We start from the raw sequence: 18,096 nt of genomic DNA, 5'->3' as shown, positions 1-18,096 counted from the left end.
CACACCAGCACCACGTGATCCGCTTGTCCCGAACCGGTTTGACACCCGTCTAGAACATATGTTCGACTGGCGCCGTGCGATGGGATCGGCAGCGGACAGGGGAGGGTGAACCGGCACTGCCCGGGCTCGAGGGCTTGGTGCGATCGGTGCGGTCACCGGAATTCGACGGCGTCACCTTCCACGAGGTGCACGCGCGGTCGGTGCTGAACAAGGTGCCCGCGGGGTCGGGGGTGCCGTTCGGCTGGACCGTCAACCCCTACCGCGGCTGCTCCCACGCCTGCACCTACTGCCTCGAAGGCGGCACCCGGATCCTGATGGCGGACGGCCGGACGAAGGCGCTGTCCGAGCTGAAGGTCGGCGACGAGATCTACGGCACCCGCGGCCACGGCGCGTCCCGGCGGCTGGTGCCCACCCGGGTCCTCGCGCACTGGACGACCCTGCGCGACGCCTACCGCGTGACGCTCGAGGACGGCACCCGGCTCGTCGCCGGCGGCGATCACCGGTTCCTCACGGCCAAGGGCTGGAAGCACGTCACCGGCAGCAAGTTCGGCGCCGCGCAGCGGCCGCACCTGGAGCCCGGCACCGAGCTGATCGGCGTCGGCCGGTTCGAGCCGACGCCGGACGAGACGCTCGGGTACCGGGCCGGCTACCTGTGCGGGATGCTGCGCTCCGGCGGGTTCGCCGCCGAGACCGACGCCGCGGCGCGCGCGCTCGAGTACCTGCCGGACTTCGGGGCGTCGGTCGCGTTCCTGCAGGTCCCGGCCGAACCGGACGCGCACTGGCAGCGCGGGTTCCTGGCCGGCGTCTTCGACCTCGCCGGCGGGTACGGCCGCGGGCAGCTCGCCGTGGCGCACGACGAGCCCGAGATCGCCGACGCCTTCGTCGCCGCGCTCGCCCGGTTCGGCTTCGCCCACCAGCTCGACGAGGTCCCGAAGTTCCCGACCCGCCAGGAGATCCGGCTGCTCGGCGGGATCGGCGAGGTGCTGCGGTTCCTGCACGTGAGCAACCCCGCGGTGGGCTGGAAGCGGTCCCTGGACGGCGCGGTGATCGGCGCGAGCCGCCGTCGCGTGGACGCGATCGAGCCGCTGGGCCTGCAGCTGCCGCTGTTCGACATCACCACCGGCACCGGCGACTTCGTGGCCGACGGCATGGTGTCCCACAACTGCTTCGCCCGGAACACCCACACCTACCTCGACTTCGACGCCGGCCGCGACTTCGACACCCAGGTGGTCGTGAAGATCAACGCACCGCAGGTGCTGGCGGCGCAGCTGAAGAAGCCGTCGTGGCGGCGCGAGCACGTCGCGATGGGCACCAACACCGATCCGTACCAGCGCGCCGAGGGCCGCTACCGGCTGATGCCGGGGATCATCACGGCGCTGGCCCGCTCGGGGACGCCGCTGTCGGTGCTGACGAAGGGCACCGTGCTGGCGCGGGACCTGCCGCTGCTGCGGGACGTCGCCCGCGACGTGCCGGTGGGCCTCGCCGTGTCGATCGCGCTTCTCGACGAAGAGCTGCAGCACCGCCTCGAACCCGGGACGCCGAGCCCGCGGGCGCGGCTGGAGCTCGTCCGCAAGGCGCGTGAGGCCGGGTTGCCGTGCTCGGTGCTGGTGGCGCCGGTGCTGCCGTACCTGACCGACTCCGAGGAGGCGCTGGACGCGCTGTTCGCACAGCTCGCCGAGGTCGGTGCGACGAGCGTCACGGCGTTCGCGCTGCACCTGCGGCCCGGCGCCCGCGAGTGGTTCGGCCGCTGGCTGGCCGGCTCGTACCCGGCGCTCGTCCCGCGGTACCGGGAGCTGTACGCGCGCGGCAGCTACGTCCAGAAGGCGTACCGGGAGCGGCTGGCGGAGCGGGTCGGGCCGTTGCTGCGGCGGCACGGTCTGGATCGCAAGAGCGGTTTCGACGCTCGTGGTCCCGAGCTGCCGGCGGCCGCACCCGCGCCCGCCGAGCAGCTGCGCCTGCTGTGACGGTCCTCTGTGGACTCATCGGGTGACGTACTGGGCCGTTCGGGGCTATGTGACCCGGTGTCTTCGGTTTGCGGCAAAATGTCCGGTCGTGTCGTTGTCGTCCCGCCTCACCGGCGCCTAACGTCGAAGGGATCGATCCCGAAAGGAGCCGGACGATGACGACCTCGCAGACCGACCGTGTCGCAGCCGCCCGGCTCGCCTGGGCCGCGCTGAAGCTGACCCGGGCCGGCCGGCACCCGGTGGGCGTCGACCGGCTGGCCGCGACCGTCGGCGTCACCCCGGCCGAGGCCCGGCGGCTGGTCGAGCTGATCGGGTTCACCCTGCACCGGGACCTCGTGTCGACCGGCCCGGCGCCCCGCGGCGCCCGCCACCGCCTCGAGCCGGCCGAGGGCACCCTCGGCGCGGGCCCGGACGGCACCGTCGACATGTTCCTCCTGGCCATCGCGACCGGCGAGCGCGTCCACGCGGCGGCGATCTGCCCGGTCACCGGGACGCGCATCCGCATCGAACTGACGTCCCACGCGATCCTGCTGGCCGACCCGCCGTCGGCGGTGGTCGCGGCGGTCGACCTCGGGTTCGGGCTCGACGGGGTCGACGGGGTGGCCTGTGCGGGCCAGCCGTTCTTCGCCTCCGCCACCGCGGCGGCGAGCTGGCTGGTGGCGCACCCGGGCGGGCGCATCTACCAGGTGGCGGCCTACCTGGCCCAGGCCCACCGCCTGGTCGCGGCGCTGGAGACCCGGCCCAAGTACGTCCTCTGACCACCACGCCGGGCGAGCCTGCCGACGTCGTAGGCTGGGTGGTTCGTTAGCCTTCAAGCGGCGAGAACCCCCATGTCGAAGGAGAGCAGTCGCAGTGCTCCGCACTCACAACGCCGGCACCCTGCGTGCCGGACAGGCCGGACAGACCGTCACCCTCACCGGATGGGTGGCCCGGCGGCGCGATCACGGCGGCGTCATCTTCATCGACCTCCGCGATGCCAGCGGCGTCGCCCAGGTCGTCTTCCGCGAAGGCGAGATGGCCGAGCGCGCCCACGCGCTCCGCTCCGAGTTCTGCGTCAAGATCGTCGGCGAGGTCGCCAAGCGGCCCGAGGGCAACGCGAACGCCGAGATCCCGACCGGCGAGATCGAGGTCCTCGCGACCCAGCTCGAGGTGCTTTCCGAGGCCGCGCCGCTGCCGTTCCCGATCGACGACCGCGTCGACGTCGGCGAAGAGATCCGGCTCAAGCACCGCTACCTCGACCTCCGCCGCAGCGGCCCGGCCGCGGCCATGCGGCTGCGCAGCGAGGTCAGCCGCGCCGCGCGCGAGGTGCTGCACGCTCAGGACTTCGTCGAGATCGAGACCCCGACGATGACCCGTTCCACGCCCGAAGGCGCGCGCGACTTCCTGGTGCCCGCCCGGCTCAAGCCCGGCTCCTGGTACGCGCTGCCGCAGTCGCCGCAGCTGTTCAAGCAGCTGCTGATGGTCGGCGGCATGGAGCGGTACTACCAGATCGCCCGCTGCTACCGCGACGAAGACTTCCGCGCCGACCGGCAGCCGGAGTTCACGCAGCTCGACATCGAGATGAGCTTCGTCGAGCAGGACGACGTCATCGCGCTCGGCGAGGACATCGTCTCCGCGCTGTGGAAGCTGGTCGGGCACGAGATCCCGCGGCCCATCCCGCGCATCACCTACCACGAGGCGATGGCCAAGTACGGCTCGGACAAGCCGGACCTGCGCTTCGACCTCGAGATCACCGACATGACGGAGTTCTTCGCCGACACGCCGTTCCGCGTGTTCCAGGCCCCGTACGTCGGCGCGGTCGTGATGGCGGGCGGCGCGGACCAGCCGCGGCGCCAGCTCGACGCGTGGCAGGAATGGGCGAAGCAGCGCGGCGCGCGCGGCCTCGCGTACATCCTCGTGAACGAGGACGGCACGCTCGGCGGCCCGGTCGCGAAGAACCTGTCCGAGACCGAGCGCGAGAACGTCGCCGCCGCGGCGGGCGCCAAGCCGGGCGACTGCATCTTCTTCTCCGCGGGCAAGGCGTCGAGCACCCAGCCGCTGCTGGGCGCCGCGCGCGACGAAATCGGCAAGCGCCTCGGCCTGATCGACGAGAACGCCTGGTCGTTCGTGTGGGTCGTCGACGCGCCGCTGTTCGCGCCGGTCGAGGACATCGGCGACGACGTCGCCGTCGGCTCCGGCAAGTGGACCGCGGTGCACCACGCCTTCACCTCGCCGACCCCGGAGTGGATCGACAAGTTCGAGCAGGACCCGGGCAACGCGCTCGCCTACGCCTACGACATCGTGTGCAACGGCAACGAGATCGGCGGCGGCTCGATCCGTATCCACCGCGGCGACGTCCAGAAGCGCGTCTTCAGCCTGATGGGCCTCGGCGAGAAGGAGGCGCAGGAGAAGTTCGGCTTCCTCCTCGACGCCTTCCAGTTCGGCCCCCCGCCGCACGGCGGCATCGCCTTCGGCTGGGACCGTATCGTCATGCTCCTGGCCAAGGCCGACTCGCTGCGGGACGTGATCGCGTTCCCGAAGACCGGCGGCGGCTACGACCCGCTGACCGCGGCGCCCGCGCCGATCACCGCGCAGCAGCGCAAGGAGGCCGGCATCGACGCGAAGCCGGCCCCCGCCCCGCAGAACTAGTGCTGCACCTCAGGGCCGTGTGCCCGCAGGACAAGACCGCCGAAGCGCTCGACATCCTGCGGGCCCACGCCGGGACGGCACACCTCATCGTGCACCGCGGCGCCGCCGTGGACCCCGAGGGTGACCTGGTCGAGGCCGACATCGCGCGCGAGGCGGCGGACGAGATCGTCGACGCGCTGTGCGGGCTCGACCTCGACCACACCGGCGGGATCACGCTCGAAGCACTCGACACCGCGCTGTCCGACGCCGCCGACAACGCGGAGGAAGCGGCGCCGGGCGAAGCGGCCGACGCCGTCGTCTGGCAGGAGCTCCTCGGCCGGACGGGCGAGGAGTCGCGGCTGAACGTGACGTTCCTGACGTTCCTCACCATCGCGTGCCTGCTCGCGGCCGTCGGCGTGCTCACCGACTCCTCGGTGACGATCGTCGGCGCGATGGTCGTCGGACCGGAGTTCGGGCCACTGGCCGCGCTCGCCGTCGGCCTGGTGCTGCGGCACGGGCAGCTGATCCGGCAGGCGGCGGTCGCGCTCGGCGTCGGCTTCCCGCTCGCCATGGTGGTCACGCTCGGCGGCACGCTGCTGGTCCGCGCGACGGACGTCTTCGGCGAGAAGGCGTTCGAGCTGCAACAGCACAACGAGGTCGACTTCGTGTTCTCCGTCGGGGCGCCGTCACTGGTCGTGGCGATGCTCGCCGGCGCCGCCGGAATGCTCGCCATGACGTCGGCGAAGTCGGCCGCGCTGGTGGGCGTGTTCATCTCCGTGACCACGGTGCCGGCCGCCGGGTACGCGGTCGTCGCGGCCGTGGCGGGGGAGTGGAGCCGGTGCCTCCAGTCCGTCGGGCAGCTGCTCGTCAACCTTCTCGGAATCGTTGCAGCAGCGGCCATTGTGTTGATCGTGCGCCGGAATGGGCAACGTTCACCCGCGGGAATGCGTCCGCTTTCACGCGGGTGACCCGTGTCCGGGCGGGATGCGTCTTCTTGTCCGGATGTCAGTAGTCATGGTTGCTCAGTCACGAGTAGGGTCGGTGACAATGACAGTCGACACCTCCTCCGCCGGCGACGCTGGGGTCGGGGCAGGAGCCGAGCACCTCGCCGTCGCGGCCGCGGTCACGGCGGGTGAGTCCGTTCTATCGCGGCGCTTCGGCAGCGCGATCACCCTGGTCGCGCCCGAGGACCTCGCGGGGAGCGGGCCCGCCACGGTGGTCCGCGCGAGGGTGGTGTCGTCGTCGTTCGCGCTGCCGCGCACGCTGGTGATCAAGCACTACCCGGATCCGCCGGAGCCGGGCGCCGCCGACCCGTTCGCGCACGAGGCGGTCAGCTACCAGCTGTTCACCGCGCTCTCGCCGGACGAGCGGATGTGCCCGGAGCTGCTGGCCCACGACGGCCGCCACCGCGTGCTCGTGCTGGAGGACCTCGGCCGCACGCCGACGCTGGAGGACAAGCTCTACGCGCGCGACTCCCGCGCGGCCGAGCGCGCCCTGCTGTCGTGGGCCCGGTCGCTGGGCAGGCTGCACGCGAGCACGGCCGGGCGCGAACCGGACTTCAACGCGCTCCTGCGGCGGCTCGGTGGCCCGGCGAAGAGCGACTCCGGCGACGTCGACGAGCTGTGCGCGGAAGTGCCGACGCTGCTGCAGGAGCGGCTGGGCATCACGGTGCCGGACGCGGTGCGCGCCCAGGTGACGGTGGCGCTGGAGCAGTCGCGTGCGGCGGGCTTCCGGGCGTTCAGCCCGGTCGAGCTGAGCCCGGACAACAACCTGGTCACCGGCGAAGGCGTCCGCTTCCTCGACTTCGAGTACGGCTGCGTCCGCTCGGCCCTGGTCGACGCCGCCCACCTGCGGCTGCCGTTCGCGAGCTGGCCGGACGCGCTCGCCCTCCCGGCCGGGATGAGCGAGGCGATGATCGCGGCGTGGCGCGCGGAGGTGGTGGGAGTGTGGCCGGCCTTCACCGACGACGACGTCCTCGCCACCCACCTGACCGCCAGCGAGCTGCTGCGGGTCTGGCTGATCACGGGGGAGGAGCTGAGCTCGCTCGACCTGTCCCGCCAGGCCGCCCCGGTGAGCCGCGAGGCGGCGTTCGTGACGTGGTGGCGGGACCTGGCCAAGCACGCGGGCTACGTCCGGATGGCGGCGGTGCCGGAGTTCGCGGCCAAGGTGGCGGCGGCACTGGCGGCCCGCCTGGGACCGCACGCCGACCTGGCGTTCTACCCCGCGTTCCGGTGACGTTGTCCACAGCTGCAGTTCAGTGACCCACCACCCCGAAGCCGGATTGTGACTACGGCGGTAGCGCCGCGTCAAGGCGGGAAAGCGTGCCTTGACCCGGCGCTACCGGCCGTGTTCTGGCTTCGTATCGGGGTGGCGGGGGAGGTCTGGGTGGGGTGCCGGTCATGCTTCAGCGTGCCGTTCATGCCGGTGAGCCTCTCAAGGGGCGCTTCCGGACGGCTGGCAAACCTCGCCGTCGTGAACAGGACGTTTCCGGCGCCGGTGAGGTGAGCGTCAAGAATTAGGCCCGGTGTCGGGGCCGCGTTACCTCGTCCTCACCGGGTGTGAGTCTCCGTGGCCGATGGTCGTGGACGTGACCGTGATGAGCGTCGATGTCACTCCCCGGCCCGAGCAGCCCGAGCCCCCCGAACGTCCCGGAACGCCGCTCAAACGAGCCCGGCGCCTGGTCGTTCTGGGCGACTCCACCGCCGTCGGGCTCGGTGACCCCCTTCCGCGGCGCGGTGGCTGGCGCGGCGTCGGCCCCCTGGTCGCCGCCGCGCTCGGTGTCGAACCGGGCGGTTACCTCAACCCCTCCTTCGCCGGGGCCAGGATGCGGTGCGTGCTCACCGAACAGGTCCCCGCCGCCGTCGCCCACCGGCCTGACGTGGCCCTGCTCGTCGCCGGCATGAACGACACCCTCCGCCCGGACTTCGACGCCGCGCGGATCGCCGCCGATCTCAGCGACGTGATCCGGCGCCTCCGCGAGACTGGGACCACTGTGCTGCCCGTCCGCTTCCACGACCACAGCAAGGTGTTCCGCCTCCCGCCGTCGCTCAAGCGTGCCCTCAGCGCTCGCGTCGCCGAACTCAACGCGGCCATCGACGACGTCGTCGCCCGCGAACGCGTGCCCTGTCTCGATCTCGCCCGGCTGCCCGGCGCCTACGACCTGGCCTCCTGGAGCGTCGACCGGCTGCACCCCTCCGAACTGGGCCACCGCATGCTCGCGAGCGGCTTCACCGGGCTGCTCGCCGACGCCGGGTTCGCCGTGCTGGAACCGGTGAGCCTCACCTGCGGCGGCGGCGTCGAACCGAGCACCACGGGACACGTGGGGTGGCTGGTGCTCAAGGGGATCCCGTGGCTCTGGCGCCGCGGCCGCGAGTTCCTGCCCTATGCCGCCGTCATCATGTGGAACTCGTTCCGCGCGCGCTGAACACCCGCAGCGCTTCCACGTCCGAAGCCGGGTTGCGGACGAAGAAGTCCGCCCACTCCTCGATGCCGGGATAGCCCGATCGCGAAGCGAGGAAGCGGCACGCGGCTTCGGCGTCGTATTCCGTCCGCCGCAGCTCGACGCCGCCGTCGAGCAACGCCCAGTGCGCACCCCTTGTCCCGTAAGGCATTCCGACGCTGCCGGGGTTCACGATCAGCCGCCGGTCCGCGAGCCGCACGAACGGCATGTGCGTGTGCCCGCACACGACCGTCGGCGCGGAAACGCCCGCCAGCACCTCCGCCCAGCGCTCCAGGGCCGAGTCGACCAGCACGATCTCCGTGTCGTCCCGCGGAGTCGCGTGGCAGAACAGCACCCCGTCCACCGTCACCGTCAGCGGCAGCGCGTCCAGCACCGGCAGGTCCGCCGGGCGCAGCTGCTTCGCCGCCCAGGGGAAGATCGGGTCCGGGACGAACATCCCCGAGCCGCGAGCCGATTCGGCCAGCTCGCGGTCGGCGTTGCCGCGGACCCAGATCGCCCGGTCGCCGAGTGCCTGCAGCCGGTCCAGGGTCTCCACGGGCATCGGGCCCGCCAGCATGTCGCCGAGGAGCACGATCTTGTCCGCCGAGAGCACGTCCGGCTCCGCCAGGACCGCCTCCAGCGCCGGGAGCACCCCGTGGATGTCCGACAGGACCGCCACCTTCATCGTCCCACCATCGGGCAAGCCGGGCGCCCCGGGCGAGGGTGTTCGCCCAGGGCGCAACCGGCCTACGCCGTGGTGAGCGGCAGCTCCCGCACCCCGGTCATGTTCGGGTTGACCTGGAACTTCGGCGGCTCACCCGGGATCGTGCGCAGCGCCGGGTAGCGGTCGAACAGGATGTTCAGTGCCACCCGGCCCTCCAGCCGCGCGAGCGGCGCGCCGATGCAGAAGTGGATACCGCGGCCGAAGGCCAGGTGCGGGTTCGGATCGCGCAGCGGGGTGAACGTGCCCGGGTCGGTGAACACCCGCTCGTCCCGGTTGGCCGCCGCCACCCAGAGCATCAGCAGCTGGTCGGCGGGCACGGTGACGCCACCCACCTCGACCTCCCGCATGGTCGTGCGGGCCACCGCCGCGAACGGCGTGAGGAACCGCAGCGACTCCTCGATCGCCGGCGGCACGAGCGACCGGTCCGCGCGGGCCCGCTCGTCCCACTCCCGGTGCGTGTCCAGGCACAGCACCGAGTTGCCGAGCAGCATCGTGGTGGTGATGTGCCCGGCCAGCAGCAGGATGTTGGCGAAGTTGACGACTTCGTTGCGCGACAGCCGTTCGCCGTCCACCTCGGCTTCGACCAGCTTCGTCAGCAGGTCTTCGCGCGGCTGCTTCCGCCGCTCGTCGACGTGCACGCCGAGGTAGTCGGTGAGCGACTTCTGGCCCTCCAAGGACTTCTTGATCGCTTCGTCCTGCTTTTCGTCCTTCTTCACCAGCGAAAGCTGCTCGGAGGACTCGAACATCTTGTCCACCCAGCCCTTGAACAGGTGCCGGTCGCTCGCCGGGACGCCCAGCAGCTCGGCGATCACGATCACCGGCAGCGGGTAGGCCAGGTCCTCGACCAGTTCCAGCCGTCCGGGAGTGGTGACGGCGTCGAGCATCTCGTGGGTGATCGCGGCGATCCGCGGCTCGAGGTCCGCCACCACCTTCGGCGTGAAGGCGCGGCTGACGAGCTTGCGCATCTTGTTGTGCAGTGGCGGGTCCAGCTGCAGGAGGTTGCCCGCCGACATCGCTTCGAGGTCGGCGTCCGGCATCATCTCCTTCGGCACCAGCCGGGTCGTGTCGGACGAGAACGTGGCCGGGTCGCGGAGGATCTCCTCGATCTCCGGGTGCCCGTAGACGTTCCACATCCCCAGTTCCGCGGCGAACTCGACGCGGTTTTCCGGCTGCTTCCCCCGCAGCCAGAACTGGGAGGCGTGGAGTCCCCAGGTGTCCGCCAGTGTGGTGGTCATTTCCGCCCCTTCTTTCCCCTGTGTGGCCCCGGGATCAGCCGGGTGCCCTGGTGGGATCGTGTGCGTAGATCCCGTTCCGGTAGCCCGCGACGAGCTCTTCGAGCGCCGCACCCAGTTCCGCCGCCACTTCCGCGACCGCCTCGGGATCGGGCTCGCCGGCCGGCTCGAAAGCGGTGCGGATGACGTGCGCGAGGGCGTCCGCCCTCGCCTCCAGCGGGATGCCGTCGAACTCGTCGGTGAGCGTTCCGCCGAAGTAGAAGCCGACCGTCGTGGCGTTGATCGCGAAGGACAGGTTCGGCACGTCCGTCCGGACCAGGCCGTGCCGCAGCATCGTGTCCTCGAACTGCGCGCGCAGCTCGTCCTGCTGCTTGCGCAGGGCGAGATCGCCCATCGAGCCGAACATCTCGGCGTTGCCGCGCAGCATCGCCATCACCAGCGGACGGCGATGGGTGGTGCGGAACGACGCCGAGATCATCCGGTGCGGGAGGATCATCGCCGGGTCGGCCTTGACCGCGCTCAGGATCTCGTCGGTGAGGTCGGCCGATTCGCGCATCATCAGCGCCTGGAACAGCAGCTCCTTGTTGCGCCAGTGCAGGTAGACGGTGCCCTTGCCGATGCCGACCGCGCGCGCGATGTCGTCGATCGCCACCTTGCGGTAGCCCATGCGCAGCAGCAGCTCGCCCGCCGCGTCCAGGATGCGGTCGGCACGTTCGCGGTTGGGATGGCTCATGTGTCGTTCACCTGCTGGCTCGTTGAGCGTTTGACCTGTTGACCGGAATCGCACTTTCGGTCAACCAGTCATCACGACGGTAGCGCCGATCCGGGGACCGCGGCAAGGGGTTCTGTCGGGGGTGTCGGTTAACGTCATCGGTGTGGCACAGGACGAGCTATTTACCGTGAACGCCGACATCGCGCCTCCGCCGGAGCGCACGGGGTCGAACGCGGGCGTGGAACCGCACGCGGACCCGGCCAGTTCGCCGCTGGCCGTGCGGATGCGCCCGCGTTCGCTCGGCGAGGTCGTCGGCCAGCAGCACCTGCTGCGCGAAGGCGCGCCGCTGCGGCGGCTGGTCGAGGGCGCCGCGCCGGCGTCGGTGCTGCTCTACGGCCCGCCCGGCACGGGTAAGACGACGCTGGCCAACCTGGTCTCGATCGCCACCGGCCGCCGGTTCGTCGCGATGTCCGCGCTTTCGGCCGGCGTCAAGGAAGTGCGCGGGGTCATCGAGGAGGCGCGGCGGCGCCGTCAGTACAACGCCGAGAACACCGTGCTGTTCATCGACGAGGTGCACCGGTTCTCCAAGACCCAGCAGGACGCGCTGCTCGGCGCGGTCGAGGACCGCACCGTGCTGCTCGTCGCGGCGACGACCGAGAACCCGTCGTTCTCGGTCGTGTCCCCGCTGCTGTCGCGGTCGCTCGTGCTGCAGCTGCGCCCGCTGACCGACGCCGACATCACCGAGCTGATCGAGCGTGCCCTGGCCGACGAGCGCGGCCTCGGCGGTGAGCTGACGCTGACCGAGGACGCGCGCGCCCACCTCGTCCGGCTCGCGGGCGGGGACGCGCGCCGCGCGCTCACCGCGCTGGAGGCGGCGGCCGACGCGGCTTCGGCCACCGAGGCGAAGACGATCGATCTGGCCACCGTCGAGTCCACTGTGGACAAGGCGGCGGTGCGGTACGACCGCGACGGCGACCAGCACTACGACGTGATCAGCGCGTTCATCAAGTCGATCCGCGGGTCCGATGTGGACGCCGCGCTGCACTACCTGGCCCGGATGATCGAGGCCGGGGAGGACCCGCGGTTCCTCGCCCGGCGGCTGGTCGTGCACGCCAGCGAGGACGTCGGCCTGGCCGACCCGACGGCCCTGCAGGCGGCGGTCGCGGCCGCGCACGCGGTGCAGTTCATCGGCATGCCGGAGGGACGGCTGGCGCTGGCCCAGGCCACGATCCACCTGGCGACCGCGCCGAAGTCCAACGCGGTGGTGACGGGCATCGACGCCGCGCTGGCCGACGTCCGCGCCGGACTGGCCGGCACCGTCCCGCCGCACCTGCGCGACGGGCACTACGCGGGAGCCAAGAAACTGGGCAACGCTCAGGGCTACCGGTACCCGCACAACGTGCCGGAAGGCGTGCTGGCGCAGCAGTACCCGCCGGACGAGCTGGTGGGCAAGGACTACTACGAGCCGACACAGCGCGGCGCCGAGCGCCCGCTCGCCGAGCGCGTCCCGAAGCTGCGCCGGACGATCCGCGGACAGTGATCTCAGCGTGAAGGGGGCTTCACGCCGCGTTGAACACCGTTCGCCGGATCCCGGGCCGCCGGTGCCGGGGTCATCGCGTTTCGTAAGCTCGCGGCCTGAGGCGGCCCGGAACGCCGGAAGGGCCGCGCGACGGCAGGAGGCGTGCCCGTGCCCGCGACGTTGCAGTGCGTCGTCTTGGACTGTCCGGAACCTGTCGTGCTCGCCCGCTTCTACCAGGCGCTGCTCGGCGGCGAGGTGGACCGGCCCGACCCGCGCTGGCGGGTCGACGAGGACTGGTCGACCCTCCACGTGAACGGCCTGGTGCTGGGGTTCCAGCGAGCGCCGGACCACCGGCCGCCGAGCTGGCCCGACCCGGCCTCCCCCCAGCAGTTCCACCTCGACTTCGAGGTCGACGACTTCCGGGAGTCGCACCACGTGGTCCTGGCGAACGGCGGCCGCCTGCTCGACCCGGACCTCGGCGGCCGCGGCTGGCGCGTCTACGCCGACCCGGCGGGCCACCCCTTCTGCCTCCTCGGCGACTACTGAGCGCGCGGGCGCGGCGCGCCTTCGGCACGATGGCGACATGACTGTCGCGTTTCTCGGAACCGGGATCATGGGCGCCCCGATGGCGGCCAACATCGCCAAGGCGGGCCTCGACGTCCGGGTCTGGAACCGGACCCGCGAAAAGGCCGAGCCCCTCGCTGACGTCGCGACGATCGCGGACTCGGCGGCGTCGGCGGCCGAAGGCGCGGACATCCTCGTGACGATGCTGGCCGACGGCCCCGCCGTCGCCGAAGCATTCGAAGCCGCTTCGCCTGCTTCGGGAACGTTGTGGCTGCAGATGAGCACGGTCGGCCTCGACTGGACCGACCGCCTGGCCGCCACGGCCGAGCAGGCGGGCGTGGTGTTCGTCGACGCGCCGGTGCTCGGCACCCGGCAGCCCGCCGAGCAGGCGCAGCTGCAGGTCCTGGCGTCCGGTCCGGAAGAGGCGCGCCCGAAGGCGACGCCGGTGTTCGACGCGGTCGGCGTGAAGACGCAGTGGCTCGGCCCGGCCGGCCGGGGCAGCCGCCTGAAGCTGGTGATGAACGCCTGGGTGCTCGCGCTGACCAACGGCACGGCCGAAAGCCTCGGCCTGGCCCGGGCGCTGGGCCTCGACCCCGCGCTGTTCCTGGAGACGATCGAGGGCGGCGGGCTGGACGTCGGCTACGCGCACGTCAAGGGCGCCGCGATGCTGTCCGGCGAGTACCCGGCGGCGTTCCCGGCCGGGCTGGCCGCGAAGGACGCCCGGCTGGTGGTGGAAGCCGCGGGCGACGACGTCGACGTGGCGGGCGCGAAGGCGGTCCTGCAGCACCTGGAAGCGGCGGTCGAAGCGGGCCACGGCGACGAAGACATGGCGGCGCTTTACCGCGCGGTCGTCAAGGAGCGTTAGAGGAGCGTCGCGAGCCGGTCGACGCCGAGGCCGCTCGTCATGAGCCGCTCCTTCGCGTTGCCCAGGAGCTTGCGCGTCCACGGCGTGAAGCCGCCGTCGCCGACTTCGGCGAGTTCGCCGCCGAAGGACGCGTACACCTTGAAGCAGAGACCCTCGTAGTACCCGCCTCGGCCGCCTTCGCGCTCCGGGAACGGCCGGACCGGCACGTCCACCGCGTCGAGCAGGTCCGCGAAACGCGGGTCGAGCACGGTCACCGCCAGCTCGACGGCGGACGCGCCCAGTGCCCGGCACCCCGCCACCATCAGCCGGGCGTGCTCGGCGACGTGCCGTCGCTCGAACTCGAGGTTGCCGGTGTCCCGGCCTGCAGTCACCGCGCCGAACAGCGAAAAGTGCGCGTACAGCCCGGCCCCGCCGACGTGCTGGGCGCGGACCACCCGCTGGACCGTCGCCAGCCGGACCGGAGCGAGACCCGTGCGCCGGACCGCCGCTTCCAGCGCCAGCCCGGTCGTCGGATCCGCGGCGACCTCGGTGCCGCGGCCGGTGGGCACCATCCGGTGCTGCGCCAGCCCGGTCACCACCGAGTGCGTGCCCAGCGGCACCAGCGGCGCGAGCGCGACCAGGTCGAACGCGGAAGCCGCGGTCAAGAGCGCGTCCTCGGCCCGCCGCAGCACGGCGAACGGCAGCGGGCTCGGCGCGACGAACCGGTCGTCCCGGTGCCGGCGCAGCACGTCGGGCGCGGCCAGGCGGTCCGCGCGGCGGCGCGCCACCTCCAGTTGGACCGTCGTCAGGTCGGCGCCGGGCAACGCGGTCAGTACGTCGGCCGCCGTGCCTGCCGGCCCGGCGAGTACGCGGCGGCCGGGTCCGTCGTCGTGTCCCATCGCCCAGGTGTACCGCCCCGCGACGGCCGGGGCGAGGCGTTTTCGGGGCCGGGCGGGGTGACACGGTCGGGGACCCGGCCAGGCGGTAACCTCAGTCGGCATCCCGACCCCTGAACCGAGGAGGGCCCGTGTCGGCAGGGCAGATCGCCGCGTTGATCGCCGCAGGAGCATTCGTGGTGCTGGTCGTCCTGCTGGCGATCCCGCTGATCAAGCTCGGCAAGACGCTGGACGCGGCCACCGAGGCGATCGAGCGCACCAACAGCAACACCGATCCGCTGCTGATCGGCGCGAACGAGACGATCACGCACGTCAACACCCAGCTCGAGCGGGTCGACGGGATCACCGCGAACGCGCAGGCGGTCACCGGCAACGTCTCCGCGCTGACGTCCGTGTTCACCGCGACGCTAGGCGGCCCGCTCGTCAAGACCGCGGCGCTGTCCTACGGGCTCAGCAAGGCGATCAGGGCGCGCAAGAAGAAGAGCGCCCTGAAGGCCGCGAGGAAGGCCGGCAAATGAGGCGGCTGTTCTGGCTCGGCGTCGGCGTGGTCGCCGGCGTCGCGCTGTCCCGCAAGGCCACCGAAACCGCTCGTCAGGCCACCCCGGCCGGGTTAGCATCGAACCTGGGTGAAGCCGTGCGCGAGCTGGCCGGTGCCGTCGGTTCGTTCGGCGCCGAGGTGCGCGCGGGCATGAACGAGCGGGAACAGGAGCTGCACGACATGGTCGAGGAGCGGACGGGCGTCACGGCGCCCCGCGCCGAGGGACGGCACGCTGCCGCCGCCCGGCGCCCGGTCCGGCGAGCTCGCCGGGCGGAGGGCTGATCCGGGCCTGCCCGGAACCCTTCCGCCGTCGCCGCCGACCCCGTTCTTCGCCACCAGCTACTAGGACTGACCCGTGGACACACACGAAATCACCGATCGTTTCCTGCGCCATTTCGAGGGCAAGGGGCACACGCGCGTGCCCAGCGCGCCGCTGATCCTCGACGACCCGAACCTGCTGTTCGTCAACGCCGGCATGGTGCAGTTCAAGCCGTACTTCCTCGGTGAGGCGCCGCCGCCGTACCCGCGCGCGACCTCCGTGCAGAAGTGCGTGCGCACGCCGGACATCGACGAGGTCGGCAAGACCACCCGGCACAACACGTTCTTCCAGATGGCCGGCAACTTCTCCTTCGGCGACTACTTCAAGGAAGGCGCCATCGAGTACGCCTGGGAGCTGATCACCAAGCCCCAGAGCGAAGGCGGCTTCGGCCTCGACCCGGACCGGATCTGGGCGACGGTCTACGAGGACGACTCCGAAGCCGCGGGCCTGTGGCGCAAGCTCACCGGCCTGCCCGGCGAGCGCATCCAGGCGCGCGACATGGTCGACAACTTCTGGTCGATGGGCATCCCGGGCCCGTGCGGCCCGTGCTCGGAGATCTACTACGACCGCGGGCCGGAATACGGCCGCGAGGGCGGCCCGGTCGTCGACGAGGACCGCTACATCGAGATCTGGAACCTCGTGTTCATGCAGAACATCCGGGGTGAGGGCAGCGGCAAGAAGGACTTCCCGATCCTCGGCGAGCTGCCCGCGAAGAACATCGACACCGGCATGGGCGTCGAGCGCGTCGCGACGATCCTTCAGGGCGTCGAGAACGTCTACGAGACGGACCTCGTGCGGCCGGTGATCGGCCGCGCGGAGGAGTTCTCCGGCCGCCGCTACGGCTCGAACCACGCCGACGACGTCCGCTTCCGCGTGATCGCCGACCACGCCCGCACCGGCGTCCTGCTGATCGGCGACGGCGTCACCCCGGGCAACGACGGCCGCGGTTACGTGCTGCGCCGGCTCCTGCGCCGCATCGTCCGCTCCACCCGCCTGCTGGGCGTGCAGGAGCCGGTGCTGCAGGAGTTCGCGAAGGTCGTGCGCGACACCATGGGCCCGACCTACCCCGAGCTGGTCGACGGCTTCGACCGCATCAACGAGGTCGTCCGGATCGAGGAGGAGGCGTTCCTCTCGACCCTGACGAGCGGTTCGCGCATCTTCGACATGGCGGCCGAGGAGACCAAGCGCGGCGGCGGTGACGTGCTGGCCGGTGACAAGGCGTTCCAGCTGCACGACACCTACGGCTTCCCGATCGACCTGACCCTCGAGATGGCGGCCGAGCAGGGCCTGACCGTCGACGAGGACGGCTTCCGCACGCTCATGAACGAGCAGCGGACCCGCGCGAAGGCGGACGCGGCGGCCCGCAAGACCGGCCACGGCGACCTCTCCGAGTACCGGAAGGTCCTGGAGCAGCACGGCGAGACCGAGTTCCTCGGCTACACCGACCTGCAGGCCGAGGCGAAGGTCGTCGCGCTGCTCGAAGACGGGCAGCCGGTCCGCAGCGTCTCCGCGGGCAAGAAGGCCGAGCTGGTCCTCGACCGGACGCCGTTCTACGCCGAGAGCGGTGGCCAGGTCGCCGACACCGGTGTGCTGCTCGGCGACGGTGTCGAGCTGAAGGTCCTGGACGTCCAGAAGATCGTCCCCGGCCTGTTCGTGCACCGCGTCGAGGTCACCGACGGCGAGGTCGGCCTGGACACCAAGCTCACCGGTTCGGTCGACGCGCACCGCCGGCTCTCCATCGAGCGTTCGCACTCCGCGACGCACCTGGTGCACGCCGCCGTCCGCGGCGCCTACGGCAAGCGCGCGGCGCAGGCGGGTTCGCTGAACTCGCCGGGCCGCATGCGGTTCGACTTCACCACGCCCGGCTCGGTGTCCTCGGACGTGCTGACCGAGGTCGAGGAGGAGGTCAACGACTACCTCCAGACCAACGTCGAGGTGCAGAGCTACACCACGACCAAGGACAAGGCCCTCGAGCTGGGCGCGGTCGCGCTGTTCGGCGAGAAGTACGGCAACGACGTCCGCGTGGTCGACATGGGCGAGTACTCCCGCGAGCTCTGCGGCGGCACGCACGTCGACCGGATCGGCCAGCTCGGCCTGGTCAAGCTGGTCTCCGACGCCTCCATCGGCTCGGGCGTGCACCGCGTCGAGGCGCTCGTCGGCGGCGACGCGCTGAAGTACGTCCGCAAGGAGCAGTTGCTGGTCTCGCAGCTGGCGAACACCTTCAAGGTGCCGTCCGACCAGCTGCCGGGCCGCATCGAGGACGTCCTGACCCGGCTGAAGAACGCCGAGAAGGAGATCGCGCAGCTCAAGACCCAGCAGGTGCTGGGGTCGGCGGGCGCGCTGGTCGACAAGGCGCAGAACATCGGCGGCGTCACCGTCGTGGCCGAGGTCGTGCCCGACGTCGACGGCAACGGCCTGCGCGCGCTGGCCTCGGACATCCGCGGCCGGCTCGGCTCGCGGCCGGGGGTCGTGGCGCTGTTCTCGCCGGCCGGCGAGAAGCTGAGCTTCGTCGTCGCGACGACCAAGGCGGCCCAGGAGAAGGGCATCGCCGCGGGCAAGCTCGTGCCTTCGTTCGCCGAGAAGATCGGCGGCCGGGGTGGCGGCAAGCCCGACATGGCCCAGGGCGGTGGCACGAACCCGGCCGGCGCGGCCGAGGCGGTCACGGCCCTGCGCTCGGCGATTGCCGGCGTTGGTTAACCGCGGAAACCGCGGCCCGGATCGGCCAGGCAAGGACGATC

General features: G+C 71.7%; 16 protein-coding genes. 12 read left to right on the top strand and 4 right to left on the bottom strand.

From position 1 onward, the window contains the following. The first annotated feature begins 74 nt into the window (after positions 1–74). From CF165_RS34665 to CF165_RS34640, 6 genes are all read left to right on the top strand, one after another. On the top strand, positions 75–1,964 hold the full coding sequence (locus tag CF165_RS34665) for an intein-containing Rv2578c family radical SAM protein (protein WP_205661047.1): 1,890 nt from the start codon (positions 75–77) through the stop codon (positions 1,962–1,964). 155 nt (positions 1,965–2,119) lie between these two features. Further along, complete coding sequence (gene merB, locus CF165_RS34660; RefSeq protein WP_093951799.1) at positions 2,120–2,722, top strand: organomercurial lyase; 603 nt, start codon at positions 2,120–2,122, stop codon at positions 2,720–2,722. Between the two features lie 94 nt (positions 2,723–2,816). Further along, the gene (gene aspS / locus CF165_RS34655) at positions 2,817–4,592 is read left to right on the top strand and encodes an aspartate--tRNA ligase (protein WP_093951798.1); all 1,776 of its coding nucleotides are present in this window, start codon (positions 2,817–2,819) and stop codon (positions 4,590–4,592) included. Next, on the top strand, positions 4,592–5,539 hold the full coding sequence (locus CF165_RS34650; protein WP_167441645.1) for a DUF389 domain-containing protein: 948 nt from the start codon (positions 4,592–4,594) through the stop codon (positions 5,537–5,539). Before aspS ends, CF165_RS34650 begins: the two co-directional genes overlap by 1 nt. 79 nt (positions 5,540–5,618) lie before the next feature. Continuing rightward, complete coding sequence (locus CF165_RS34645) at positions 5,619–6,806, top strand: phosphotransferase (RefSeq protein WP_093951797.1); 1,188 nt, start codon at positions 5,619–5,621, stop codon at positions 6,804–6,806. 340 nt (positions 6,807–7,146) lie between these two features. Continuing rightward, positions 7,147–7,995, top strand: a complete 849-nt coding sequence (locus CF165_RS34640; protein WP_093951796.1) for an SGNH/GDSL hydrolase family protein — start codon at positions 7,147–7,149, stop codon at positions 7,993–7,995. On the opposite strand, the gene CF165_RS34635 is transcribed toward CF165_RS34640, so the two are convergent. The 3 genes from CF165_RS34635 to CF165_RS34625 form a co-directional block, all read right to left on the bottom strand. Continuing rightward, positions 7,967–8,695 carry a metallophosphoesterase family protein gene (locus CF165_RS34635; protein ID WP_093951795.1) on the bottom strand — a complete coding sequence of 243 codons (729 nt, stop codon included), beginning with the start codon at positions 8,693–8,695 and terminating at the stop codon, positions 7,967–7,969. The genes CF165_RS34640 and CF165_RS34635 overlap by 29 nt on opposite strands. Before the next feature lie 62 nt (positions 8,696–8,757). Further along, on the bottom strand, positions 8,758–9,969 hold the full coding sequence (locus CF165_RS34630) for a cytochrome P450 (RefSeq protein ID WP_093951794.1): 1,212 nt from the start codon (positions 9,967–9,969) through the stop codon (positions 8,758–8,760). A 34-nt stretch (positions 9,970–10,003) separates the two neighbouring features. After that, positions 10,004–10,699, bottom strand: a complete 696-nt coding sequence (locus tag CF165_RS34625; protein WP_093951793.1) for a TetR/AcrR family transcriptional regulator — start codon at positions 10,697–10,699, stop codon at positions 10,004–10,006. Between the two features lie 142 nt (positions 10,700–10,841). Here CF165_RS34625 and CF165_RS34620 point away from each other — a divergent pair, with 142 nt between their 5' ends. The 3 genes from CF165_RS34620 (at position 10,842) to CF165_RS34610 (ending at position 13,626) form a co-directional block, all read left to right on the top strand. After that, positions 10,842–12,218, top strand: coding sequence for a replication-associated recombination protein A (locus tag CF165_RS34620; RefSeq protein ID WP_093951792.1), 1,377 nt, complete (start codon positions 10,842–10,844; stop codon positions 12,216–12,218). 147 nt (positions 12,219–12,365) lie between these two features. Next, on the top strand, positions 12,366–12,743 hold the full coding sequence (locus tag CF165_RS34615) for a VOC family protein (RefSeq protein WP_093951791.1): 378 nt from the start codon (positions 12,366–12,368) through the stop codon (positions 12,741–12,743). A gap of 37 nt (positions 12,744–12,780) precedes the next feature. After that, positions 12,781–13,626 carry an NAD(P)-dependent oxidoreductase gene (locus CF165_RS34610; RefSeq protein WP_093951790.1) on the top strand — a complete coding sequence of 282 codons (846 nt, stop codon included), beginning with the start codon at positions 12,781–12,783 and terminating at the stop codon, positions 13,624–13,626. Here CF165_RS34610 and CF165_RS34605 read toward each other — a convergent pair. Next, positions 13,623–14,504, bottom strand: a complete 882-nt coding sequence (locus tag CF165_RS34605) for a hypothetical protein (protein ID WP_093951789.1) — start codon at positions 14,502–14,504, stop codon at positions 13,623–13,625. The genes CF165_RS34610 and CF165_RS34605 overlap by 4 nt on opposite strands. A gap of 128 nt (positions 14,505–14,632) precedes the next feature. Between CF165_RS34605 and CF165_RS34600 the strand changes: the two genes are divergently transcribed. From CF165_RS34600 to alaS, 3 genes are all read left to right on the top strand, one after another. After that, positions 14,633–15,019 carry a DUF948 domain-containing protein gene (locus tag CF165_RS34600; protein WP_093951788.1) on the top strand — a complete coding sequence of 129 codons (387 nt, stop codon included), beginning with the start codon at positions 14,633–14,635 and terminating at the stop codon, positions 15,017–15,019. Further along, positions 15,016–15,321: a hypothetical protein gene (locus CF165_RS34595; RefSeq protein WP_093951787.1), complete on the top strand. Its 306-nt coding sequence runs from the start codon at positions 15,016–15,018 to the stop codon at positions 15,319–15,321. The genes CF165_RS34600 and CF165_RS34595 overlap by 4 nt, the downstream gene beginning before the upstream one ends. 73 nt (positions 15,322–15,394) lie before the next feature. Continuing rightward, positions 15,395–18,055: an alanine--tRNA ligase gene (alaS, locus tag CF165_RS34590; RefSeq protein ID WP_093951786.1), complete on the top strand. Its 2,661-nt coding sequence runs from the start codon at positions 15,395–15,397 to the stop codon at positions 18,053–18,055. Positions 18,056–18,096 lie beyond the last annotated feature (41 nt).

Origin of the sequence: Amycolatopsis vastitatis (assembly GCF_002234595.1) — a bacterium.
In the GTDB taxonomy this organism is placed as follows: domain Bacteria; phylum Actinomycetota; class Actinomycetes; order Mycobacteriales; family Pseudonocardiaceae; genus Amycolatopsis; species Amycolatopsis vastitatis.
This window is presented reverse-complemented; position numbering and strand designations above follow the sequence as displayed.